The organism is Nonomuraea sp. NPDC003754 (assembly GCF_053605785.1).
Map to the genome: position 1 here is coordinate 109,649 of NZ_JBSGJX010000005.1, position 22,678 is coordinate 132,326.

Genomic DNA, 22,678 nt, shown 5'->3' on the forward strand with positions numbered 1-22,678 from the left:
GTGCGAGCCGTATGGACGTTCGTCTCGTACACGATGACAAGGTCGAGGAGCGCTCCGTCGACGAACTGCCGGCGCTGCTCGACGGCGAGGACGGCCTGGTCTGGGTGGACATGCCGGTGTGCGACCAGGACGCGGTGCGGGTGCTGTCGGAGGTGTTCGGGTTCCACGCGATGGCCGTCAAGGAGTGCGTGGAGCGCAACCGGGTGCCCAAGGTGCATGCCTACCTGGACCACGTGTTCGTCGTCCTGCACTCGCCCGAACGCGGCGCGGCCGGCCACGTGCACTACATCGAGCTCGACCAGTTCGTGGGCCGCAACTACCTGGTGACCGTGCACGGCCCGGTCAACCCGGCCGTCGCGCCCGGGGTCCCCCTCCGCGAGACCGGCGCCGTGCTCGCCAGGCTGCAGGCGGGGCGGGTCCATCCGGCCACGCCCATGGAGCTGTCGTACGCGATCGTCTCCGCGCTGATCCGCTTCCAGGAGGCGTACGTCGAGGAGGTGACCGTCGACGTGTGGCAGCTGGAGCAGCGGGTCACGGGCCAGCGCGTGGGCGATCCCGAGGAGTTCCTCAACGAGCTGTTCCGCGCCCGGCACGGGTTGCTGGCCGTACGCACCATGGCGGCGCTGGGCGAGGCGATCTACGGACGGATGTCGAACCTCACCCGTATCTCACCCGAGGGGCAGCGGCTGGTGGTCGACATCACCGACCAGTTCGACCGGATGCGCAGCCTCGCCGACGGCGAGCGCGAGTACCTGCAGGGGGTGATCGAGTTCTACCAGACCACCCTCACCATCAAGGCCGCGCTGGTCGGCCAGGCCCAGAACGCCGAGGTCAAGCTGCTGACCGAGGCGAGCTACACGCAGAACGAGGAGATCAAGAAGATCTCCGCGTGGGCGGCGATCTTCTTCGCCCCCACGCTGGTCGGCACCGTGTACGGCATGAACTTCGCCCACATGCCGGAGCTGCACCTGGTCTTCGGCTATCCGCTGGCGCTGGTCACGATGGTGCTGGCGTCCGCCGTGCTCTACCTCGTCTTCAAACGGCGGGGCTGGCTCTGACGGGGACCGCGCGCGAGCGGGGGCGCGACGGCCCTTCCGACCCGGCGCTCGACCGGGTCGACCGGGTCGTCGCGTGGACGCGCGGGCCGTCGTGCGGGTCGACCGGCCAGTCCGGGTCGACTGGGTAGGGCGGGTCGACCCGGTCGCGCGGGTCAACCGGGCAGTGCGGGCCGACCGGGCAGTGCGGGCCGACCGCGGCCTGCGGGTCGGCGGCCGTGTCAGGTTCTGATGCGCGAGGTCCTGCTCGAGGGCGCACATCAGGCCGCTCCGGAGGCGGCGAGGGCGGCCGTCGTACCGGCGGGGTCGACGACGACGCCGGTGACGCCGAGGTCGCGGATCATGCCCCGCAGGGCGGGTTCGCTGAGCCGTACCCATGGCTGCCGGGTGCCGAGCACCTGCGCCAGGCGGAGCGGGAACGAGAACGCCACCGCGGTCCTGCCGCCCGACGCGGTGCGGAACAACCTGAGCGAGGCGCTGAACCGGCCCTGTCGGACCGGGACGCATAGCGGCACATCTGACATCTTCGGCTTCTTTCACCGGGGGATTCGTCCGCATGTGACGCTAGGGGCTGCGGGTGCGCCGGGCGGCGATCGCTACGGGATCGCGACGGGAACGGCCGGAACGCTGACGCGCGGTTGACGCCGACGCCGCCCCGGCGGCCGCCCGGAGGGTCAGCCCACGTGGACGACGGGACGGCGGGCGGTCTCGGGCTCGGCCTGCCGCAGGACCTCACGGGTGAGCGGCGGGATGTCGCCGCCGCCGAAGACCAGGTAGCGCAGCAGCGCACCGATGGGGTTGCCCTCCGCCGCCCAGTGGAAGTAGACGTGTGGCGTCTTGCCGGTCTCGTCGCGCAGGTACAGCAGGAGCGCGGCGATCGAGTTGGCGATGGTGGTGCTCTCCATCCGCAGCACGCGGAAGCCGTGGCGTTCCTCCCCCACCACGCGCAGCTCGCTCTCGAACTCCGAGGCGTCGGGGACGGTGACCTCCAGGAACAGCGGCCCCTCGGCCGTGCGGAGCCGGTGCAGTTCCCAGGCTTCCCTGGTCTTGTCGACGTACTCGGCGCAGTCGCGCGCGTTGGGCTCGTTGGCGATCAGGCGGATGTCGCCGGCCTCGTTGATGTAGCGGCGGGCCAGGTCGTCCAGCGTGATGCTGGTGACCCGCAGCTCCGTCGAGCGCGTGGCGCGGGAGATGAGCGAGGTCACCACGATCGCCAGGACGAACAGCAGCGCGATCACCAGGCCGTCGGGCCGTTCGATGATGTTGGCCACGGTGGCGTAGGCGAAGACCAGGGCGACGACGCCGAACAGGATGGCCGGCCTGGTGCGGCCCATAACCCAGGCCGACAGGGTGACGGCGACGGCGGCGGACAGGATCAGCGCCAGGACGCCGGTGGCGTAGGCGCCGCCCTGCGACTCCACGTCGGCGCCGAACGAGACCGTGATGACGAAGGAGATGGCGGTGAAGACCAGGACCATCGGCCGGGCGGCCCTTGACCAGTTCGGCGCCATGCCGTAGCGGGGCAGGTAGCGCGGCACGATGTTCAGCAGCCCCGCCATGGCGGACGCGCCGGCGAACCACAGGATCGCGATCGTGCTGATGTCGTAGGCGGTGCCGAACCAGTCGCCCAGGTATTCGTGCGCCAGGTAGGCGAGCGCCCGCCCGTTGGCGCTGCCGCCCTCGGCGAACTCCTCGGCCGGGATCAGCACGGTGGTGGCGAAGCTGGAGGTGATCAGGAAGCCGCTCATGATGATCGCGGCGGTGGTGAGCAGCTTCTTGGCGCCCGCGATCCGGTGGCGGAGGTCACCCTTGACCAGCGGCATGACGGCCACGCCCGTCTCGAAGCCGGACAGGCCGAGCGCGAGTTTCGGCATGACGTACAGCGACACGGCGATCATCGCGACCGGGCTGGAGTACTCGACCGTCAGCGCCCGCTGCCAGTCGGCGACCAGGTCCGGGGAGGCCAGGACGCGCTGGAGGGCCACGGCGACGACGACGACGTTCAGCGACAGGTACACGGCGACCAGCACGACGGCGATCGAGATGGCCTCGCTGAAGCCGATCAGGAAGACCCCGCCGAGCGCGGCGATGAGCGCCAGCGTGACCGGCACCTGCCAGTCGGAGAAGAACTCCGGCACGAACGGGTTGTGCAGCACGTGCGCGGTGGCGTCGGCCGCCGACAGGGTGATGGTCACGATGAAGGCGGTGGCGACGAAGCCGAGCAGGAACAGCACCAGGAGTTTGCCGCGCCAGCCGGGCAGCAGGTTCTCCAGCATCGACAGCGAGCCCAGCCCGTGCGGGCTCTGTTCGGCCACGGCGCGATACGTGGGCAGGGCTCCCGCCAAAGTCAGGGCGACCAGCAGCAGGGTGGCGATGGGGCTGAGCGTTCCGGCGGCCAGCGCGGCGATGCCGGGTTGGTAGCCGAGCGTGGAGAAGTAGTCCACGCCGGTCAGGCACATCACCTGCCACCAGGCGTGCTGGTGGCCGGGGCTCTCCTCGTGATGAGGGCCCGTCGTCCTGGGGTCGGAGCGTGGCAGCCCGTGCAGCAGCCACTGACGTAGTCCGGACTCGGTCCGTACCGGGGCCGAAACGTTCACCCCGATCCACCCCCTGGTGCGATGTATGCGTAAAAGATCCGTATAGGGCCGTATTCATCGTGCACCATACGGCGTTGACCACGACGAATGGGCCGCTGACCACGGATCTTGACGTTTTTCATACGCCTGCGGCGGGCCGTCCCGATCTAGCCTCGAAGCGGAAGGGACACCACCATGGACATCACCATCGTGCTCGGCGTCGTCGCGTTACTCCTCTTCCTGGCCCTCGCCACCGGGGTGAGGGTGATCAACCAGGTCGAACGCGGCATCGTCTTCCGGTTCGGGAGGGCGCAGCGGCGCGTACGCCAGCCGGGGCTCAGGCTCCTCATCCCGATCGTCGACCAGATGAAGAAGGTCAATGTCCAGATCGTCACCATGCCGATCCCGACGCAGGAGGGCATCACCCGCGACAACGTCTCCGTCCGGGTGGACGCCGTCGTCTACTTCCGCGTCCAGGACCCCATGCGCGCCGCGATCGAGGTCCAGAACTACCTGTTCGCCATCGAGCAGGTGGCCCAGACCTCCCTGCGCTCGGTCATCGGCAAGAGCGAGCTGGACGACCTGCTGTCCAACCGCGAGGAACTGCACCGCGGCCTGGCCCTGATGATCGACAGCCCGGCGCTGGGCTGGGGCATCCACATCGACCGGGTGGAGATCAAGGACGTGCAGCTGCCGGAGGCCATGAAGCGTTCGATGTCACGCCAGGCCGAGGCCGAGCGGGAGCGCCGGGCCCGGGTCATCGTGGCCGACGGCGAACTGCAGGCGGCGCAGAAGCTGGCCGACGCCTCCGGGATCATGGCGCAGACGCCAGGCGCGCTGCAGCTCCGCCTGCTGCAGACGGTGGTCGAGGTGGCGGCGGAGAAGAACTCCACCCTGTTGATGCCGCTGCCGGTGGAGTTGCTGCGCTTCTTCGACCGTGCCACCCAGGACGCGGCGGGCGGCCAGGCGGCCGCCACCGGCGTGCCCCCGCAGGAGCCGGACGGCGCCGCCCGGCCGGAGCTGCCGCCGTCCGGCGCCGGCGAGGAGCCCGTCCGCGCCGCCCTCCAGCGGACCGACGCGGAGTCGGCCGCCCTCCAGCGGACCGACGGGGGGCTCGCCGTGCCGCAGCCGGCCGGTGTGGAGCCTGCGGTCCTCCAGCGGCCCGACGGAAGGCTTGCCGCCCTTCAGCAGGCCGGTGACCGCGCATCCGCCGGCCTGTTGAAGGACGGCGACGGGAGCGCACCGCTCTGACGGCCGGCTCTCCCCGCGCCTTGCTGACGGGTGATCGTGTCAAGGCGCGTTGCCGACACGACGATGATCAGAACGCCGCCGGGCCTGCCAGGCGTCGGTGTGGTCGTCGAGCGATCGGGTGAAGGCGTCCTGGACGGAGTCGAGGTGGTCGCGCAGCGCGTCCAGGTCGAAGGGCGCGGGAGCGTTCTCCCCCAGCGCCCGGTCGAGGAGTTCCCGGCAGCGCCGGGTCGCGTCGTCCTGAGCCGCCTGCACGGCCTGGGTGACCGACTCGGCGAGCGTCCCGCTGTCCATGCGCATCGCCCTCGGGTCCAGGCCCACCCGCAGCAGCCGCCCCGCGTGGTCCACCGTCGCCGTGACCTGCCCGTCGGCGCTCTCCCCCGCACCGGAGATCGTTTCCACGTCCGCGGCGGCCTCGCTCAGGTGCCGGAGCGCGCGCTCGCTCTCGCTGAGCATCCGGTCGAGAGCGGCAGGGTCGAAGGATGTCCTCCGCCCTGGCCAGGCGGCGCGACGGCCACTGCGCTATGGATCCCACCGGTGCAACCTACCGGTTGTCGATCAGTCCGCCGGTACGGTGACGGCGCGCATGGTGCGGGTGCATGGGATGTCCGGCTCGCCTGCTTGGTGCCGCATCAGGCGACATTCGCCCCGACGAGGTGCGAATGCTGATTGTGATACCTTCGGCGTCGCCGTGCACCACTGCGAATTCAAGGAGGTGAGACCGATCAACACTGCGACAGGTCGGGGCTCCCTCCCTTGCATGGCCTAGGGAGCGCCCGCGCGAGGCATCCCGAAAGGCTTGAAACGCTGATGCGCTTCACCTCCCAGACATCATCAGACGGTGTCACCGAGCAGTTCTTCACCCTCGACGAGATCCCCGGCGTGCTGTGGACGCCGGAAGACGCCTGCAGTACTCGGCCTCTGATTCTGCTGGGTCACGGCGGCGGGCAGCACAAGACGGCCCCCGGCATCGTGTCCCGCGCGCGCCGCTACGCCGCCGAGGGTTTCGCGGTCGTCGCGATCGACGCGCCCAACCACGGCGACCGGCCCAGGGACGAGGAGTTCAACCGGATCGCGGCCGAGATGCGGGCCGGCATGGCCGCCGGTCAGAATCCAGGCGCGCTGGTCGCCGGCATGCACAGCCATCTGGCCTGCCAGGCCGTCGCGGACTGGCAGGCGGTCCTGACCGCGGTCCAGCGCCTCGACCACGTCGGTGTCGGCCCGGTGGGGTACTGCGGCATGTCGATGGGCTGCGGGCTCGGCATCCCGCTCATCGCCGCGGAGCCCCGGATCCGCGCCGCGGTGCTGGGCCTGCTCGGCGTGCACGGGCTGGCCGAAGACGCCGTGCGGATCACCGTACCGGTGCAGTTCCTGGTGCAGTGGGACGACCAGATGGTGCCGCGGGACCAGAGTCTGGCCTTGTTCGACGCCCTGGCCTCGGCTGAGAAGACGCTGCATGCCAACCCTGGCAAGCACGGGGACGTGCCGTCGTTCGAAGTGGAAAACTCGCTGAGGTTCTTCGTCCGGCAGCTGAGCTGACACGAGATCGCGGTGCCCGGCGCGCCGGCCGGAAGTCGTTCCCGGCCGGCGCGCTCGGTCCAGCCTGTTCGGCATGCCGAGCGTGGACACCGCGCAGAAGGGTCTTTCTGAAGTCACGCTACAAGAAGGTTTCCGTAGTGGTGCTATGGTCAGCGCTCGTGAGTGGACGATCGCCGCGGGGCGGCCGGGGGGTGGCCGGGGCCCCGGAGCGTGAGGACGGGCGTGCCGCGCGGGCGCGCGGCACCAGGGCCCGGATCGTGGCCGCGGCCACCGGGTTGTTCACCTCGACCGGCTACACGGTCACGAGTATCGGCGCCATCGCCGCCGCGGCAGGGGTGGGCGAGCAGACCGTCTACTACGCCTTCGGCACCAAGAAGGCCGTCCTCGCCGCGGCACTCGACCGGGCCGTGGCCGGCGACGACGAACCCAGGCCCACGCTCGAGCGACCATGGGCGCTCGACGCCTTGGCCGACCCCGACCCGTACGGCCAGCTCCGGCGGCAGGTCGCCGGCGCGGGAGACATCTACCTGCGAGCCGCTGCTCTGCTGGACGTCGTGCGCAGCGCCGCGACCACCGATCCCGATCTGGCCGAGGTGTGGTCGGCCAACATCCGGCAGCGGCTGGCCGTCCAACGGGTCTTCGTCGAGGCGCTGGCCCGCAAGACGCCGCTCCCCCAGGGCCTCACAGCGGACGAGGCCGCCGACGTGGCGATGGCGCTGCTGTCGCCGGAGACCTACAACCTGCTGGTGCGCGAGCGCGGCTGGGAGCACGCGCGGTGGCAGGAATGGGCCGTCACCGCCCTCACCGGCCTGCTCACCACGCTGCCCGCCGTCCCGCCCCCGCCCCCGCCCCCAGCCGACTGACCGGCGCGACCGAGGATCCGTACGGAGCCGGCCGTCGCCGGGTCGTCGTTTCCGTTCGTGTGCATCATCATCGCTGCGGTCGCCGCGGCGAGGCCCATCGCCAACCGCGACGGGGACTCCGCTAGATGGCCACCACCGTGCGGAACGGCTAGCGGAACATGCCGCGCACCGTCCGCAGGACGGCGAAGCGCACCAGTTGCTTGAACAGTTGCTTGAACTGCTCCACTCTCGTCTGCTCGCAGCCGGACGGCGGGCAGGGCGGCGCGGTCACGTCAGCCCCCGAGGCGGGAGAAGCCGAGGCGGGAGAAGCCGAGGCAGGAGCAGCGGAGGCGGGGAAAGCCGAGGCGGGAGCGGCGGAGGCGGGAGCGGGAGCGGCTCCCGTGGGGCTCGACCCGGGCGCGGCACCGCTGATGCTCGACGAGGGCACGGCGCCGGTGACGTTCAACGAGGGCGCCGCACCGGTGCCGCTCGCCGGCGCGGCGGTGCCGCTCGATGCCGGGGTGGCGGCGGCGGGGGTGGTGCGCGGCCCTGGCGTGGCGGCGGTGGCGCTCGGCGCCGAAGCGGCGGCGGTGGCGCTCGGCGCGGGCGCGGCGCCGGTCATGAACGGCACGGCGTGGGCGCCGGTGACGAGCGGCGCGGCGGCCAGGCCGAGCAGCGTGGCGGCGGCCACGGTGACGACGGCGCGCCGGAGGGCGGGCGTGCGACGCATGGATGTTCTCCCTCGATGACGGTCGGGCGGATCGAGGGGAGGGCGGCACCGCGGCCGCCTGCGGGGGTTCTACCGCCCGATCACCGCGCCGCAATCGCCGCCGTGGTGAAAATCGGGGTCAAGGGATCATGGCCGGCGCGCCCGGTCTGCCGTCCCGCGGGCGGCCGGGGTGGTGATCCGGCGGGACCGACGTGCATGCGTGCGGTCCCGCCCCGGTCTGCGGTCATCGACCAACCGGCCGCCACCTGCGGGTTTCGGTGGGGAAAGACCCAAGGAAGCTTTGCGTCGCAGGCCGCGCCGAGCCGTCGGCCCATGCCTACCCTGTGAAAGACAGAGCGCCTTTCGGCGCGGTCATAGGGACACTCGATCCGGCGATCCGGCCACGACACCGGCCCGCCCGATCCCCGGGAAGTGATCTGTTGATGCTCAAGCGCCTGCTCCTGATCACCGCGCTGGCGGCGCCGGTACTCGCCGTCGGGACGGCGGCCGGCCCGCTCGCCGCCGCTGATGTCACCGCCCCCGCGATCTCCGACCAGCAGGTCGTGGGCAGGACGTGCGTAGCCGGCCGGCCGTGCGGCTCGCACGAGCGGTGGGCATGGAAAGGCGGGTGCCTGTACTGCGTCAGTGACGACGGGACGTGGCTCCTGCAGTCCTGCGACAAGAACTCGAAGCACTGACGACTCCTCCCACCCCCGTGCGGTGGTCTAGGCTCCGGCTGTGCGAGATCACGAGGATGACCCGCGTCCCGCCCGCGGCGCGGTGAGGGAGATCTATTCGGTGGACCGGGCGGCGAGCCTGGCCTACTCCCCCGACCTGGACGGCATGGCCGACCCCGGCGAGATCGTGTGGGCGTGGGTGCCGTACGAGGAGGACGCCGCGCGGGGCAAGGACAGGCCGCTGCTGATCGTCGGCCGCCATGGTCGCAGGCTGCTCGGCATGATGCTGTCCAGCCGCGGCGACGACGGCCCGGAGTGGCTGGAGATCGGCTCGTGGGGCTCCGACGGCCGGGTGTCCTACCTGCGTCTCGACCGGGTGTTCGCGCTGGACGAGGACGACATCAGGCGGGAGGGGGCGGTCCTGCACCCTGACAGGTTCGCCGTGGTCGCCAAGGTGCTCATGCGGACCCACGGCTGGGCGGCCGACGGCTGACCCTAGCCGGGGCGGGACGGCGGGCCGGTCAGACCTGGCGCCATTCGGCGATGTCGCCGGGATCGTGCAGGCAGTAGTCGGGGGCGCCCTCCAGCGCCTTCTCCTCCCCGCCGGGCGTGTAGGTGACGATCAGCCGCAACGGCCGCCATGTCGTGTTGAACGTCGAGTGGAACGCTCCCGCCGGGATGTGCACGGTGTCGCCCTCCCTGATCGGGAACGGCTCCCCGTCGTCGACCATCTGCATCGCCTCGCCGGAGATGACATAGATGATCTCCTCGGCGTTGGGGTGGTTGTGCCGGGCGTGCCCCCGGCCCGGGTTGACGATGACCTCACCGAGCGTGCTGGCCGCCCCCGGGATCGCGGACGGCGTGACGAACCACTTGATGGACCCCCAGTCGAAGGTCATCGTCGGGACGTGGGACGGGCTCACGAGCATCTAGATCTCCAGATTCTTGAAGGCGGCCACCTGCCGCGTGATGGCGATCTCGGTGGGCAGCCGCTCGACGGACGAGGCGCCGAAGAAGCCGACGACCCCGTTGGTGCGCGACAGCACGTACGCGGCGTCGGCCGGCTCGGCGATCGGCCCGCCGTGGCACAGCACCAGGATGTCCGGCCTGACCGCCGCCGCGGCGTCGCGCATCTCCTGCACGGCGGCCACGGCCTCGTCGAGCGACAGGGCCGTGCCCGCGCCGATCGAGCCCTTCGTGGTGAGGCCGACGTGCGGCACCAGAACGTCGGCCCCCGCCTCGGCCATGGCGCGGGCCTGCGCGGCGTCGAAGACGTAGGGGGCGGTGACGAGGTCGCGTTCGTGCGCCAGCCGTACCATCTCGATCTCGAGGTCGAAGCCCATGCCGGTCTCCTCGAGGTTCTGCCGGAACACCCCGTCGTACAGGCCGACGGTGGGGAAGTTCTGCACGCCCGCGAAGCCCATCGCCTTGAGCGAGTCGAGGAAGCGCGGCATCACCCTGAACGGGTCGGTGCCGCAGACGCCCGCCAGCACGGGCGTGTCCTTGACCACGGGCAGCACCTCGCCCGCCATGTCGACGACGATCTGGTTGGCGTCGCCGTACGGCAGCAGCCCCGCCAGGGAGCCGCGCCCCGCCATCCGGTAGCGCCCCGAGTTGTAGATGATGATCAGGTCGACGCCGCCGGCCTCGGCGCACTTGGCCGACAGGCCCGTGCCCGCGCCGGCGCCGATCACCGGCCGGCCTTCGGAGACGGTACGGCGGAGCCGTTCGAGTACGGTCTGGCGGTTCATCCCTCACCCCTGATCAGGTCGTGCAGCCGGTCGGCCATCGCGCGGCCGAAGGCCGGGTCGTTGATGTGCAGGTCGAGCCGGGTCGTGTCCGGGTAGGCGGCCAGCGCGGCGAAGCAGGCGTCGTCGGCCTTCTGGTCGTGGAACGGCATGCCGGGCGCGTCGAGCGCGGAGACGCCGCGCAGCGGCACGAACAGCGCGGCCGGACCGGTCGCGGCGGCGAGCTTGGCGGCGACGCGGCGGCCCAGCTCGGCCATCTCCTCGGGAGTGGTGCGCATGAGTGTGACGGTCGGGTTGTGCACGTGGAAGTCGCGCCCCTCGAATCGCGGGGGCACCGTGTCGGCCGGCCCGAAGTTGACCATGTCGAGCGCGCCGGGGGCGACCACCTGCGGGATCGCGCGGCGTCCGGCCGCGGTCAGCCGGTCGGGCCCCGCCGACAGGACGCCGCCGACGAGGTCGTCGGCCAGTTCGGTGGTGGTGAGGTCGAGGACGCCGGCGAGCAGGCCGCTGTCGGCCAGGCCCTCCAGTGCCCTGCCGCCGGCGCCGGTGGCGTGGAAGACGAGCACCTCGTAGCCGAGCTCGGTGAGGCGTTCGCGGGCGGCGTCGACGGCGGGCGTGGTCACGCCGAACATCGACGCGGCAACCAGCGGCCTGTCGTCAGCCCGCGCCGTCCCGATCGCCGCCTTCGTGCCCGTGCCCGCCCCCGTGCCGGCGTCCGTGCCCGTTCCCATGCCTGTGCCCATGCGTGGGCCGCGCACCGCCGCCGCGGCCTCGGCCGCGGTGCGGGCGGCGTAGGCCGCCGCCATGCCCGCGATCCCCGCCGCCGCGTTGCCCAGGACCAGGCGTGAGACCCGGTTGATGCCCGCGATGTCGACCACGCTGTACATGATCGTGACGTCCTTCGCCCCGACATACGGCGAGACGTCCCCAGCGGCCATGGTGGACACGATCAGCTTCGGCAGCCCGATCGGCAGGTCCCTGACGGCCCGCGCGGCGATGGCCGACCCTCCGCTGCCACCCACGGCGAGCACGCCGTCGACGCGGCCCTCCTCATGCAGCTCGGCCAGCACCCGGGCGGCGCCCTCACCCATGGCGGTGACCGCCGCGCCCCGGTCGCCCGCCGCGCGCAGGGCGGCCACGTCGGCGCCCGCCGCGGCGGCGACACGCTCGTTGGAGATGTCCTCGGCCGAAGCGGAGGCGGGCGCGCCGAAGGCGCTGCCGGGGCCCGTGCTCTCCGGGCCGAGGCCCACGTCGACGACGATCGCCTCGGCGCCGAGGTCGGCCAGCCGCTCCCGCAGCCAGCCGTACTCGATGCCCTTGGTGTCGAGTGTGCCGATGAGTACCACTGCCATTCCGCGCACCTCCGCTCCGCGCCGCCCCCTCGGCCAACCTAACCCTTTTGAGATCATCGAGGTATGAGGATCACCGTGATCGGGAGCGGAATCGTCGGCGCGGCCGCCGCCTACCACCTGGCCCACCGCGGTGTGGCCGTGACCGTGGTCGACGCGGGCCGTCCCGGCGCCGCGACACCGGCGGGCGCGGGCATCGTGTGCCCGTGGGTGGACCACGAGGACGACGAGCCCTGGTACCTGCTGGCCCGCGAGGGCGCGCGCCACTACGCGGACCTGCCGCCGGCGGTGGGCGGCCACGCCCGGGTGGGCGCGCTGCTGGTGGCGCAGGACCGGGCGGAGCTCGAGCCGGTGCGCGCGCTACTGGCCGCCAGGCGTGCCGGCGCGCCGGAGATGGGCGAGGTCACCGCGGTCGACCGGCCCGCCGAACTGTTCCCGCCGCTCGATCCCCGGCTGAAGGCGCTGCTGGTGCCGGGGGCGGCGCGCGTCGACGGGCGCGCGGTGCGCGACGACCTGCTGGCAGCCGCGGTACGGCGGGGCGCGGTGGTCCTCAGGGGGTCGGCGAGCCTGACGCCGGACGGCACGGTCGTCGTCGCGCCGGACGTCCCCCTCGCCCGGGCGTCGGCCGACATGACGGCCACCAGGGCAGGCGGAGCGAGCGGGCCCGTCACCGGCGCTACGGGCGGGACGAGCATCCCCTTGAGCCCCGTCCAGGACGTCATGCCGGTGACGGTCACCGACGTGGCCGGCGGGACGGGGCACGGGTGCCGCCTCGCCGACGCGACCGGCAGGGCGGGGAGCGCCGTCCCCGACGTGGCCGGCGGGACGGGAAGCGCCCTCGCCGACGTGGCCGGCGGGACGGGAAGCGTCGTCACCGACCTGGACAGCGGGACGGGAAGCGCCCTCGCCGACGTGGCCGGCGGGACGGGAAGCGCCCTCGCCGACGTGGCCGGCGGGACGGGGGGCGCCGAGGTGGTGGCCACGGGGACGGGCGGGGCGGGCACGCCTGTCACGCAACCGGCGGCCGACGCGGTGATCGTGGCGGCGGGGGCGTGGACGGGCGAGCTGTGCCGCCCTCTCGGGGTCGAGCTGCCCGTCGAGCCCCGGCGCGGCCAGATCGTTCACGCCACTCTGGCCGGGGCCGACACGGGATCCTGGCCGATCGTGCTGCCCGTGCGCGGCCCCTACCTCCTGGGTTTCCCCGGAGGGCGGGTGGTGATGGGCGCGACGGTGGAGGAGGCCGGCTTCGATCCGCGGACCACGGTCGCGGGCGTGACCGAGGTGCTGTCCGGCGCGATGGCCGTGGCCCCCGGGCTGGGCGCCGCTACTCCGGTGGAGGCGCGGGTCGGGCTGCGTCCCGTCATGGCCGCGGGCCGGCCGCTGATCGCCAGGGTCGCCAACGGAGTGGTGGTCGCGACCGGCATGAGCGCCTACGGGCTGACCGCGGGCCCCTACGCGGGCCTGCTGGCCGCCACGCTCGCCATGGGCGAGAAGCCTCCGCTCGACCTGGCGCCCTACGGTCTATGATCGGTGACTCCCCCAGCGATCCGAGGGGGATGACGTGCGCGCTCTGGCGCTCGCTGCCGTGGCCTTCCTGCCGGCCGGGTGCGGGGCGCCCGCCCTGGTGCCGGCGGCCGGAACGTCACCGCCGGTGATCGAACCCGCCAGGCCCGGCGTCCGCCCGGAGATACCTCGCGCCCGGTCCGCCCCGCCCCGCCGCCCCGACCACGCCCGTCCCGATCGCGCCCGGCTCGACCAGGCCCGCCTCGATCGCGCCCGTCCCGATCAGGCCAGTCCCGGCGTCCTGCCCGCCCTGCCCCTCCTGCCAGGTCTGCCCGGCCCAACCGGCCCGACCAGCCCCGCCAGCCCGACCGGCCCAATCAGCCCGACCGGCCTGACCAGCCCCGCCGGTCTGCTCGGCCTGTCCCTACCGCCGGGCCTGCGCCCTGACCGGCCCACCTGGCCCGGCCCCTCCCGCCAATCCGGCCGGCACGGCCTGCGCGGCTTGCCCCGTCTGCCCGGCCGGTACGGCCTGCCTGGCCTGACCCGCATACCCGATCAGCCTCCCGTCCCGCCCGAACTGACCCACATGCCGGGCCAGCCTCCCGCCCTACCCGGACTGGCCCACATGCCGGGCCCGCTTCCCGCCCTACCCCGCCTGCCCGATCAGCCTCCCGCCCCGCCCGGACTGGCCCACATGCCGGGCCCGCTTCCCGCCCTACCCCGCCTGCCCGATCAGCCTCCCGCCCCGCCCGGACTGGCCCACATGCCGGGCCTGCCTCTCGCCCTACCCCGCATGCCCGGTCGGCCTCTCTCCCTGCGTGGCCTGTCCCGTCTCTCCGGTCTGTTCGGTCTGTCGGGCTTCGGAGCCGAAGCGAACGGCCTGCCCAGCAGCGATGTGGAGCCGTACGGCCGGGGTGGCCGCCGGTCCCTGCCGCCCGGCGGGAGTGGCCGCGAAGCCGTCCCGTACGGCCGGACCGCTCGCGAGGCCCAACCGTCCGGCCAGGTCGGGCGCGAGGTCGTGCCGTTCGGGCCGACCAGTCGCGGGATCGCACCCTACGGCCCGAACCATCGTGAAGCCTCGCCGTTCGGGCCGACCGGTCACGGGATCGCACCCTACGGCCCGAACCATCGTGAAGCCGTGCCGTCCGACCCCACTGGACACTGGTTGGTGCCGTTCGGCCAGGTCGGGCGCGGGGTCGTCCCCCATGGCATGGCCGGTGCGGACGTGGGGCGCGCCGGAGCCGCTCGCGAGGAGGCCACGCCGTACGTCAGGGTGCCCAGGAGGGGCAGTGGCGCCTACCGGGTGGTCGCGGGCGGCGCCGCGCCGAGGAATGGGCGCGGACCGGTGGTCCGCTACCTCGTGGAGGTGGAGGGCGGCCTCCCTTTCGCTCCCGCCGCGTTCGCCGCAACCGTGCACGCCACGCTGAACGACCCGCGCAGCTGGGGCAGGTTCCGCCGGGTCGACCACCCGCCGGTACGGCTGAGCGTCGCGCTGACCAGTCCGCTGACCACCGACGCGCAGTGCCTGCCGCTGCGTACCGGCGGCGAGCTGTCGTGCTGGAACGGCCGCAGGTCGGTCATCAACGCGTTGCGCTGGGCGGTCGGCGTCCCGTCCTATCGCGGCGATCTGACCGCCTACCGGCAGTACGTGATCAACCACGAGGTCGGGCACGGGCTCGGCCATTCCCACGCGCACTGCCCCGGCAGGGGGTTGCCCGCGCCGGTCATGGTGCAGCAGTCGAAGTCACTCGAACGCTGCCTGCCGAACCCGTGGCCGCGCCCACCGGCGGGGAATGGTTGACCTGACGGGGGTCCTCGGGCCCGAGGTTCTCCGGCCTTGGGACGTGCGTGTCCTCCTCCCGGCCGTCCCGTGGGAGCGCTCCTGGCCGTCCCGTGGAGCGCGGTCGAAGGGAGACTTTCATGATCGTCGTTGGTGTCGACGGTTCGCGCGCCGGTCTGGAGGCCGTCGCCTGGGCGGCGAACGAGGCCGCGCTGCGGGACGTGCCGCTGCGGGTGGTGCACGCCATCCACCGCTGGGCGGCCGAGGCGGGGCCCGGCCGTTACGCGGAGGTCGCGCAGTGGATGCGGCAGGGCGCCGAGACGGTGCTGGCCGCCGGTGTCGAGACGGCCCGCCGCCTGCAGCCGCAGCTGAAGGCGGAGGCGAAGATCCTGCCCGGTGATCCCCGCGAGGCGCTGATCCGCGAGAGCGAGCGGGCCGATCTGCTGGTGGTCGGCAACCACGGGCTGAGTGCCGTGCGCGGGCTGCTGGTGGGCTCCGTCGCCTACGGCGTGGCCGGGCACGCCGCCTGCCATGTCGTGGTCGTGCGGGAGAACCCGGCCGCCTCGAGCGAGGAGATCCTGGCCGGCCTCGACAGCTCCCCGCGCGGCGGGCCGGTGCTGGAGTTCGCGTTCGGGGAGGCGGCGCTGCGCGGGGCGGAGCTGCGCGTCCTGCACGTGTGGAGCAGGCACGAGGCCGGCGGCCGGATCCCGCCGTCGCGCGGGGGTCGCGGCTCGGTCGAGGAGAGCCAGCTCAAGCAGCTGGAGGAGACGCTGGCCGGCCGGCGCGAACGCTATCCGGACGTCACCGTCATTCCCGAGGTCGTCAAGGGCCATCCCGTCGACGCGCTGACGGAGGCGGCGCGCGGCGCCGACCTGCTGGTGATCGGCTCGCGGGGGCGCGGCGGGCTGGCGGGGATGGTGCTCGGCTCGGTCTCCCACGCCCTGCTCCACCGCGCGCCGGGCCCGGTGGCGGTCGTCCGCACCCCGGCCTGAGCCGGGCGGCGAACGGCCCCGCCGCGGGCGCGTCCACCCGCCCGCACCACCGGCGCGCCCCGATGGCCGGGCCACGATGACCCTCGCCAGAGGGACAGCCGCGACCGCCCCCGGATCAACCGCGATGACCCTCGCCAGAGGGACAGCCGCGACCGCCTCCGAACCGACCGCGATGACCGTCGCCAGAGGGACAGCGGCGACCGCCTCCGGATCGACAGTGGCGGGCGTTCGCGCAGCTCGCCGGAGGTTTCGCGGATGGATCCCAACTTTGCGAAATTTCCGACATCTGTTTTCTTTCGGCCGTCTCGCCCTGGCGTACGGTCGGTAAACGGGGGACGTTCCAGCACGAGAATCAAGAAGCGCGCAACGTGGGGGAAGTGGTCCGCTATGGACCAGACGGTCCTGGCCTCCGTCTCGGAGGTCTTCGCACGCCGCGTAGAACCCGCTTGCGGCCTCGCCGACGAGGCCGAGAAGGTGGCACGTGCCTGTCACGCCATGGCGACGCGATTCCACGGCGGTGGCAGGCTCATCGTCTTCGGCAACGGGGAGTCCGCCACCGACGCCCAGCACATCGCGGTCGAGTTCGTGCATCCGGTGATCGTCGGCAAGCGCGCGCTGCCGTCGTTCTCGCTGACCGGCGACGTGGCCGCGATCACGGGGATCGCCGCCGAGGCCGGGTTCGACGAGGTCTTCGCCCACCAGCTCAGGCACCTGGCGGCGGGCCAGGACATGGCGCTGGGCGTCTCGCCGTTCGGGCACTGCGTGAACGTGCTGAAGGCGCTGGAGACCGCCAGGGAGCTCGGCATGCTGACCCTGGCACTGGTGGGCGGCGACGGCGGGCAGATCGCCCGCAGCCCCTCGGTCGACCACGTCCTGATCGCCCGCTCCACCGATCCGCGGATCATCAAGGAGGTGCACGTCACCACGTACCACATCCTGTGGGAGCTGGTTCACGTGTTCTTCGAACAGCCTGGCGTGCTCGACCCTCAGGTGGTCGCATGAGCGCCGACGGGAGGGCCTGCCACGAGGAGGTGTGCGTCACCTGCTCCGACGAGGCGGTGCCGGTGACGGTGGTCAGGCTGCTGGAGGACGGCCTGGCCGTGGTGGACACCGGGCAGGGCACCGAGGAGGTGAGCGTGGCCCTGGTGACGGCCCGGGTCGGTGACACGGTCCTGGTGCACGCCAAGGAGGCCATCGCTGTGGTCGTCGAGGAGGGCCCGACGTGAGTGAGCCGATGGAGTCGCTGTACCCGTTCCTCTACTCGGGCGGGAGCGATCTGGACGCCGTGCTGACCGCGGTGCGCCAGTCCACGGTCGACAAGGCAGGCGAGATCGTCGCCCTGCGCCAGAGCGTCCTCGAGCGCGACGGCGCCCGGATGGCCGCCTGCGCGCAGGTCATGGCCGCCGCCTTCGAGGCGGGGGCGCGGCTGTTCGCCTTCGGCAACGGGGGCAGCTCCACCGACGCCCAGGACGTGGCCGCCCTGTTCCTCAACCCGGGCTCGCTCGGCACGGGGCAGGCCGCCCGGCCGCTGCCCGCGTTCGCGCTGACCGCGGACGTGGCGGTGGTCACGGCGCTGTCGAACGACATCGGGTTCGAGGTGGTCTTCTCCCGGCAGCTGGCCGCCTCGGGCCGCGCGGGGGACATCGCGTTCGGGCTGTCGACGAGCGGCAACTCCCGCAACCTCATCGCCGGATTCCAGGAGGCGGACAGACGCGGCATGATCACCGTTGGGCTGGCCGGCTACGACGGCGGCCAGATGGCCGAGCTGGGCACGATCGACCACCTGTTCGTGGTCCCGTCGTCCTCGGTGCACCGCATCCAGGAGGCCCAGACCACGATCTACCACGCGCTCTGGGAGCTCACCCAGGACGCGCTCGGGCGGCGGGGCGCGGTGCCGCCGCCGCGTTCCAGCTGAACACCAGACCCGCGAGGTGGTGAGGCGCATGAGCGCGCCGACCGAGTCGCAAGAGACCACATCACAGGCACAGGAGGAGCCTCTCCTCCACATTCTGTGGATCAACGCGGGGTTGAGCTGCGACGGCGACTCCGTCGCGCTCACCGCTGCCACCCAGCCGAGCATCGAGGAGATCGCGCTCGGGGCCCTGCCAGGACTGCCGCGGATCGCCGTGCACTGGCCGCTGATCGACTTCGAGTGCGGCCCCATGCAGGGCGCCGACGTCTTCATCGAATGGTTCTACAAGGCCGACCGCGGCGAGCTGGACCCGTTCGTGTTGGTGGTGGAGGGCTCGATCCCCAACGAGTCGATCAAGAGCGAGGGTTACTGGTGCGGGTTCGGCAACAACCCTGAGACCGGTCAGCCGATGACCACCAGCGAGTGGCTGGACCGGCTCGCGCCCAAGGCGACGGCCATCCTGGCCGCGGGGACGTGCGCGACCTACGGCGGCATCCACGCGATGGCCGGCAACCCGACCGGCGCCATGGGCGTGGCCGACTACCTCGGCTGGGACTGGCGCTCGAAGGCCGGTCTGCCGATCGTCAACGTGCCCGGCTGCCCGGTCCACCCCGACAACCTGTCGGAGACCATCCTCTACCTGCTCTACCAGGTCGCCGGGCAGGCCCCGATGATCCCGCTGGACGAGGCGCTGCGCCCCACGTGGCTGTTCCAGCAGACGGTGCACGAGGGCTGCGACCGGGCCGGCTACTTCGAGCAGGGACAGTTCGCCACCGAGTACGGCTCGCCGAAGTGCCTGGTCAAGATCGGCTGCTGGGGTCCGGTGGTGAAGTGCAACGTCCCCAAGCGGGGCTGGATCAACGGCATCGGCGGCTGCCCCAACGTCGGCGGCATCTGCATCGCCTGCACGATGCCCGGCTTCCCCGACAAGTTCATGCCGTTCATGGACGAGCCGCCCGGAGCCAAGATCTCCTCGACGGCCAGCGAAGCCTACGGTGCGATGATCCGCACCCTGCGCCACGTCACCCAGCGCACCGTCGACAAGGAACCCAGGTGGCGCCGGAAGGGCCGCGAGCTGCTCACGGGCTACAAGGCCCCTTGGTAACCCCAGCGAGGCTGACATGACGACCACACCACAGCAGGCCGGCGAGGAACTCGTCGAGATGGCATGGGATCCGATCACCCGGATCGTCGGAAGCCTGGGCATCTACGCCAAGGTGGACTTCAGGAACCAGCGGGTCGCCGAGTGTTACAGCACCTCGTCGGTCTTCCGCGGCTACAGCATCTTCATGAAGGGCAAGGACCCCAGGGACGCGCACTTCATCACCAGCAGGATCTGCGGGATCTGCGGCGACAACCACGCGACCTGCTCGGTCTACAACCAGAACATGGCCTACGGGGTGCGGCCGCCGCACCTCGGCGAGTGGATCATCAATCTGGGCGAGTCGGCCGAGTACATGTTCGACCACAACATCTTCCAGGAGAACCTGGTCGGGGTCGACTACTGCGAGAAGATGGTCCGCGAGACCAATCCCGGCGTGCTGGAGCAGGCCGAACGCACCGAGGCGCCGCACGCGGGCGAGCACGGCTACCGGACCATCGCCGACATCATGCGCTCGCTGAACCCGCTCGAGGGCGAGTTCTACCGCGAGGCGCTGCAGGTCAGCCGTACCACGAGGGAGATGTTCTGCCTCATGGAGGGCAGGCACGTGCACCCCTCCACGCTCTACCCCGGCGGCGTCGGCACGGTGGCCACCGTGCAGCTGTTCACCGACTACCTGACCAGGCTCATGCGCTACGTGGAGTTCCTCAAGCGCGTGGTACCCATGCACGACGACCTGTTCGACTTCTTCTACGAGGCCATCCCCGGCTACGAGCAGGTCGGCAGGCGGCGGGTGCTGCTGGGCTGCTGGGGCAGCCTCAACGACCCGGAGTACTGCGACTTCACCTACGAGAACATGAGCGACTGGGGCCGGCGCATGTTCGTGACCCCGGGCGTCGTCATGGACGGCAGGGTCGTCACCAACGACCTCGTCGACATCAACCTCGGGATCAGGATCCTGCTGGGCAGCTCGTACTACGACGACTGGGAGGACCAGGAGCCGTTCGTCACCCAGGACCCGCTGGGCAACCCGGTCGACATGCGGCATCCGTGGAACCAGCACACCATCCCGCATCCGCGCAAGCGCGACTTCACCGACAAGTACAGCTGGGTCATGTCGCCCCGCTGGTTCGACGGCAAGGAGATGCTCGCACTGGACACCGGGGGCGGCCCGCTCGCGAGGCTGTGGTCCACGGCGCTGTCCGGACTGGTCGACATCGGCTACGTCAAGGCCACGGGCCACAGCGTGCTCATCAACCTGCCGCGTTCGGCCACCAGGCCCGAGACGACCTTCGAGTGGAAGATCCCCGAGCGCGGCGGGGAGCTGTACTCCAACACCATCGAACGCAACCGGGCCAGGACGTACTTCCAGGCCTACGCCGCGGCGTGCGCGCTGTACTTCGTCGAGCAGGCGCTGGCCGAGGTGCGCGCCGGACACACCAAGACCTGGGCGCCGTTCACGGTGCCCGAGGAGGCGATCAGCTGCGGCTTCACCGAGGCGGTGCGGGGCGTCCTGTCCCACCACATGGTGATCAGGAACGGCAAGATCGCCAACTACCACCCCTATCCTCCGACGCCGTGGAACGCCAGCGTCCGCGACTCCTACGGCACGCCGGGGCCGTACGAGGACGCCGTGCAGAACACGCCGATCTTCGAGGAGAACGCGCCGGAGAACTTCAAGGGCATCGACATCATGCGGACGGTCCGCAGCTTCGACCCGTGCCTGCCGTGCGGGGTCCACATGTACCTGGGCGGCGGCAGGCAGTTGCGCAAGCTGCACAGCCCGCACGCCTTCGGCGGGTCCTGACGGGGTGGTGCGATGCCTGGGAGGATCGAGGCCGTCACGGCAGGCGAGCGGGTGGAGGTGCTGCTCGCCGAGCTGGGCGCGCTCAGCGACGAGGCCACCCGAGACAAGGCCGAGGAGCTGGTGCGGGTGCTGGTCGAGCTGTACGGCGCGGCGCTGGAGCGCATCATGGAGGTCGTCGCCGAGTCCGGGGAGGCCGAGACGCTTCGCCGGCTCGTCGCCGACGACCTCGTCTCCGGCCTGCTCGTGGTGCACGACCTCCACCCGCTGAGCACCGAGGAGCGGGTGCGGGCGGCTCTCGAGGGGGTCCGGCCCTACCTCGGCAGCCACGCGGGCGACGTGGAGCTGGTCGGCATCGAGGAGCCGGGCGTCGTACGGCTGCGCCTGGCGGGCACCTGCCACGGCTGTCCCTCCTCGCGGGTCACGGTGACGTCGGCGATCGAGCAGGCGATCGCCAGGGCGGCGCCTGAGGTGGCCCGCGTCGAGGTGGACGGCGTGGTCGAGCCGGGCGAGCAGCTGTACCAGATCCAGACGCACCCGCCGCCCGGACCCTGTCCGGTGCCGGAGGGGGCGCTGCCATGAGTACCGGGCTGCGGCGCTTCCGCGAGCCGCGCCCCGCCGGGGTTCCGGTCGCGGGCGAGCGCTGCGAGCTGTGCGCCGAACCGATCGACGCCGGGCACCGCCATGTGGTCAACGTGGAGAGCAGGGCCCTGATGTGCGCGTGCCGCGGCTGCTACCTGCTGTTCACAGTGCCGGGCGCGGCCATGGGCCGGTATCTGGCGGTGCCGGACCGTTACCTGTACGCGCCGCGCTTCACCATGTCCGTCGCCGACTGGGACGAGCTGCAGATCCCGGTGCGCATGGCGTTCTTCTTCCACAACTCGGCGCTGGGCCGTACGGTCGCCTTCTATCCGAGCCCCGGCGGGGCGACCGAGTCGCAGCTCTCCCTGCCGACGTGGGAGAGGATCATGGCGGCCAACCCCGCGCTGGCCGACGCCGCCCCCGATGTCGAGGCGCTGCTGGTGGACCGGCGGCCCGGCGGCTTCGTGTGCCACCTGGTGCCCATCGACGCCTGCTACGAGCTGGTCGGCCTGGTCAGGACCACGTGGAAGGGCTTCGACGGCGGTCAGGAGGCCTGGCAGGCCATCGACGCCTTCTTCGGCGAGCTGCGGGCGCGCAGCCGCGAGGTGGGGACCGAGCATGGCTGACCTGGGTTTCACCTGCCTCGACGCCCGTGCCGACCGGTTCGCGGCGGCGCCGACGCTGCGTTTCCCGCTGCGCGTCAGCGAGGCGGGCGGCGGCGCGGTGCACGCCGTCGCGCTGCGCTGCCAGATCCGCATCGAGCCCCAGCGGCGCCGCTACTCCGCCGCCGAGGCCGAGCTGCTCACCGATCTGTTCGGCGCGCCGTCGCGCTGGGGAGAGACGCTTCGGCCGCTGCAGTTCGCCACCGTCTCGCTCATGGTGCCGGGGTTCACCGGGTCGACGGAGGTCGATCTGCCGGTGCCGGTCTCCTACGACCTGGAGGTGGCGGCGGGCAAGTACTTCGCCGCGCTCGACGACGGCGAGATCCCGCTCCTGCTGCTCTTCAGCGGCACCGTCTTCGCCAGGACACCTACGGGCTTCGCGGTGGAGCAGGTGCCGTGGGACCGCGAGACCCGCCACCGGCTGCCCGTCGCGGTCTGGCGGGAGCTGATGGACCGCTACTTCCCCGGGGAGGGATGGCTGCGGCTGCGCACGGACACGCTGCGCGCCCTGCACCTGTTCAAGTCCGCCCATGCGCTGGCGACGTGGGACGACACCGTGGAGGCGCTGCTGGCGCGGGCGAAGGAGGCGACGTCGTGA

General features: G+C 72.0%; 24 protein-coding genes. 17 read left to right on the forward strand and 7 right to left on the reverse strand.

Translation table 11 applies throughout. The features are described from left to right. The first annotated feature begins 11 nt into the window (after positions 1 to 11). On the forward strand, positions 12 to 1,058 hold the full coding sequence (locus ACWEVS_RS08470; protein WP_449922455.1) for a magnesium transporter CorA family protein: 1,047 nt from the start codon (positions 12 to 14) through the stop codon (positions 1,056 to 1,058). 257 nt (positions 1,059 to 1,315) lie between these two features. On the opposite strand, the gene ACWEVS_RS08475 is transcribed toward ACWEVS_RS08470, so the two are convergent. Together ACWEVS_RS08475 and ACWEVS_RS08480 are read right to left on the reverse strand one after the other, a co-directional pair. Beyond that, complete coding sequence (locus tag ACWEVS_RS08475; RefSeq protein ID WP_452550605.1) at positions 1,316 to 1,579, reverse strand: SAV_915 family protein; 264 nt, start codon at positions 1,577 to 1,579, stop codon at positions 1,316 to 1,318. Positions 1,580 to 1,729: 150 nt separating this feature from the next. Next, complete coding sequence (locus tag ACWEVS_RS08480; protein ID WP_449922458.1) at positions 1,730 to 3,652, reverse strand: amino acid transporter; 1,923 nt, start codon at positions 3,650 to 3,652, stop codon at positions 1,730 to 1,732. Positions 3,653 to 3,826: 174 nt separating this feature from the next. On the opposite strand from ACWEVS_RS08480, the gene ACWEVS_RS08485 reads away from it, so the two are divergent. Next, the gene (locus tag ACWEVS_RS08485; RefSeq protein ID WP_452550606.1) at positions 3,827 to 4,882 is read left to right on the forward strand and encodes a slipin family protein; all 1,056 of its coding nucleotides are present in this window, start codon (positions 3,827 to 3,829) and stop codon (positions 4,880 to 4,882) included. Positions 4,883 to 4,921: 39 nt separating this feature from the next. Here ACWEVS_RS08485 and ACWEVS_RS08490 read toward each other — a convergent pair whose 3' ends face one another. Continuing rightward, positions 4,922 to 5,335, reverse strand: a complete 414-nt coding sequence (locus tag ACWEVS_RS08490) for a YbaB/EbfC family nucleoid-associated protein (protein WP_452550608.1) — start codon at positions 5,333 to 5,335, stop codon at positions 4,922 to 4,924. A 354-nt stretch (positions 5,336 to 5,689) separates the two neighbouring features. On the opposite strand from ACWEVS_RS08490, the gene ACWEVS_RS08495 reads away from it, so the two are divergent. Together ACWEVS_RS08495 and ACWEVS_RS08500 are read left to right on the forward strand one after the other, a co-directional pair. Beyond that, positions 5,690 to 6,418, forward strand: a complete 729-nt coding sequence (locus ACWEVS_RS08495; protein ID WP_452550609.1) for a dienelactone hydrolase family protein — start codon at positions 5,690 to 5,692, stop codon at positions 6,416 to 6,418. 158 nt (positions 6,419 to 6,576) lie between these two features. Then, positions 6,577 to 7,281: a TetR/AcrR family transcriptional regulator gene (locus tag ACWEVS_RS08500; protein WP_452550610.1), complete on the forward strand. Its 705-nt coding sequence runs from the start codon at positions 6,577 to 6,579 to the stop codon at positions 7,279 to 7,281. A gap of 148 nt (positions 7,282 to 7,429) precedes the next feature. Here the strand turns inward: ACWEVS_RS08500 and ACWEVS_RS08505 are convergent, their stop codons facing one another. Next, positions 7,430 to 7,990 (reverse strand): hypothetical protein, encoded by a 561-nt coding sequence (locus tag ACWEVS_RS08505; protein ID WP_452550611.1) that lies wholly within the window; start codon positions 7,988 to 7,990, stop codon positions 7,430 to 7,432. Between the two features lie 422 nt (positions 7,991 to 8,412). Between ACWEVS_RS08505 and ACWEVS_RS08510 the strand changes: the two genes are divergently transcribed. Beyond that, positions 8,413 to 8,667 (forward strand): hypothetical protein, encoded by a 255-nt coding sequence (locus tag ACWEVS_RS08510; RefSeq protein WP_354922280.1) that lies wholly within the window; start codon positions 8,413 to 8,415, stop codon positions 8,665 to 8,667. 40 nt (positions 8,668 to 8,707) lie between these two features. Further along, positions 8,708 to 9,139 carry a type II toxin-antitoxin system PemK/MazF family toxin gene (locus ACWEVS_RS08515; RefSeq protein ID WP_449922476.1) on the forward strand — a complete coding sequence of 144 codons (432 nt, stop codon included), beginning with the start codon at positions 8,708 to 8,710 and terminating at the stop codon, positions 9,137 to 9,139. 28 nt (positions 9,140 to 9,167) lie between these two features. Here ACWEVS_RS08515 and ACWEVS_RS08520 read toward each other — a convergent pair whose 3' ends face one another. Genes ACWEVS_RS08520 through ACWEVS_RS08530 form a run of 3 tightly spaced genes read right to left on the reverse strand, consistent with a single transcriptional unit; the run spans position 9,168 to position 11,746 of the window. Next, positions 9,168 to 9,575, reverse strand: a complete 408-nt coding sequence (locus ACWEVS_RS08520; protein ID WP_449922477.1) for a cupin domain-containing protein — start codon at positions 9,573 to 9,575, stop codon at positions 9,168 to 9,170. Beyond that, the gene (locus tag ACWEVS_RS08525; RefSeq protein WP_452550614.1) at positions 9,576 to 10,397 is read right to left on the reverse strand and encodes a phosphoenolpyruvate hydrolase family protein; all 822 of its coding nucleotides are present in this window, start codon (positions 10,395 to 10,397) and stop codon (positions 9,576 to 9,578) included. Beyond that, positions 10,394 to 11,746, reverse strand: coding sequence for a Tm-1-like ATP-binding domain-containing protein (locus ACWEVS_RS08530; RefSeq protein WP_452415211.1), 1,353 nt, complete (start codon positions 11,744 to 11,746; stop codon positions 10,394 to 10,396). Before ACWEVS_RS08530 ends, ACWEVS_RS08525 begins: the two co-directional genes overlap by 4 nt. Before the next feature lie 63 nt (positions 11,747 to 11,809). Here ACWEVS_RS08530 and ACWEVS_RS08535 point away from each other — a divergent pair, with 63 nt between their 5' ends. From ACWEVS_RS08535 to ACWEVS_RS08585, 11 genes are all read left to right on the forward strand, one after another. After that, a complete protein-coding gene (locus ACWEVS_RS08535; RefSeq protein WP_452550616.1) occupies positions 11,810 to 13,270 on the forward strand; it encodes an NAD(P)/FAD-dependent oxidoreductase in 1,461 nt (486 codons plus the stop codon). Positions 13,271 to 14,384: 1,114 nt separating this feature from the next. Next, entirely contained in the window at positions 14,385 to 15,047 is a 663-nt protein-coding gene (locus ACWEVS_RS08540) for a DUF3152 domain-containing protein (protein ID WP_452550618.1), read from the forward strand. 119 nt (positions 15,048 to 15,166) lie between these two features. Then, positions 15,167 to 16,018 (forward strand): universal stress protein, encoded by an 852-nt coding sequence (locus tag ACWEVS_RS08545; RefSeq protein WP_452550620.1) that lies wholly within the window; start codon positions 15,167 to 15,169, stop codon positions 16,016 to 16,018. 387 nt (positions 16,019 to 16,405) lie between these two features. Next, on the forward strand, positions 16,406 to 17,020 hold the full coding sequence (locus ACWEVS_RS08550; RefSeq protein ID WP_354922257.1) for a D-sedoheptulose-7-phosphate isomerase: 615 nt from the start codon (positions 16,406 to 16,408) through the stop codon (positions 17,018 to 17,020). Then, on the forward strand, positions 17,017 to 17,244 hold the full coding sequence (locus ACWEVS_RS08555; RefSeq protein ID WP_354922254.1) for a HypC/HybG/HupF family hydrogenase formation chaperone: 228 nt from the start codon (positions 17,017 to 17,019) through the stop codon (positions 17,242 to 17,244). Before ACWEVS_RS08550 ends, ACWEVS_RS08555 begins: the two co-directional genes overlap by 4 nt. Continuing rightward, on the forward strand, positions 17,241 to 17,933 hold the full coding sequence (locus tag ACWEVS_RS08560) for a D-sedoheptulose-7-phosphate isomerase (RefSeq protein WP_449922493.1): 693 nt from the start codon (positions 17,241 to 17,243) through the stop codon (positions 17,931 to 17,933). Before ACWEVS_RS08555 ends, ACWEVS_RS08560 begins: the two co-directional genes overlap by 4 nt. A 28-nt stretch (positions 17,934 to 17,961) precedes the next feature. Then, positions 17,962 to 19,035: an NADH-quinone oxidoreductase subunit B family protein gene (locus ACWEVS_RS08565; RefSeq protein ID WP_449922495.1), complete on the forward strand. Its 1,074-nt coding sequence runs from the start codon at positions 17,962 to 17,964 to the stop codon at positions 19,033 to 19,035. 16 nt (positions 19,036 to 19,051) lie between these two features. Continuing rightward, the gene (locus ACWEVS_RS08570; RefSeq protein WP_449922497.1) at positions 19,052 to 20,839 is read left to right on the forward strand and encodes a nickel-dependent hydrogenase large subunit; all 1,788 of its coding nucleotides are present in this window, start codon (positions 19,052 to 19,054) and stop codon (positions 20,837 to 20,839) included. Positions 20,840 to 20,851: 12 nt separating this feature from the next. Beyond that, positions 20,852 to 21,418: a NifU family protein gene (locus ACWEVS_RS08575; protein WP_354922242.1), complete on the forward strand. Its 567-nt coding sequence runs from the start codon at positions 20,852 to 20,854 to the stop codon at positions 21,416 to 21,418. Continuing rightward, positions 21,415 to 22,044 (forward strand): DUF5947 family protein, encoded by a 630-nt coding sequence (locus ACWEVS_RS08580; protein WP_449922499.1) that lies wholly within the window; start codon positions 21,415 to 21,417, stop codon positions 22,042 to 22,044. The genes ACWEVS_RS08575 and ACWEVS_RS08580 overlap by 4 nt, the downstream gene beginning before the upstream one ends. Then, positions 22,037 to 22,678 carry a DUF6084 family protein gene (locus ACWEVS_RS08585; protein ID WP_449922501.1) on the forward strand — a complete coding sequence of 214 codons (642 nt, stop codon included), beginning with the start codon at positions 22,037 to 22,039 and terminating at the stop codon, positions 22,676 to 22,678. Before ACWEVS_RS08580 ends, ACWEVS_RS08585 begins: the two co-directional genes overlap by 8 nt.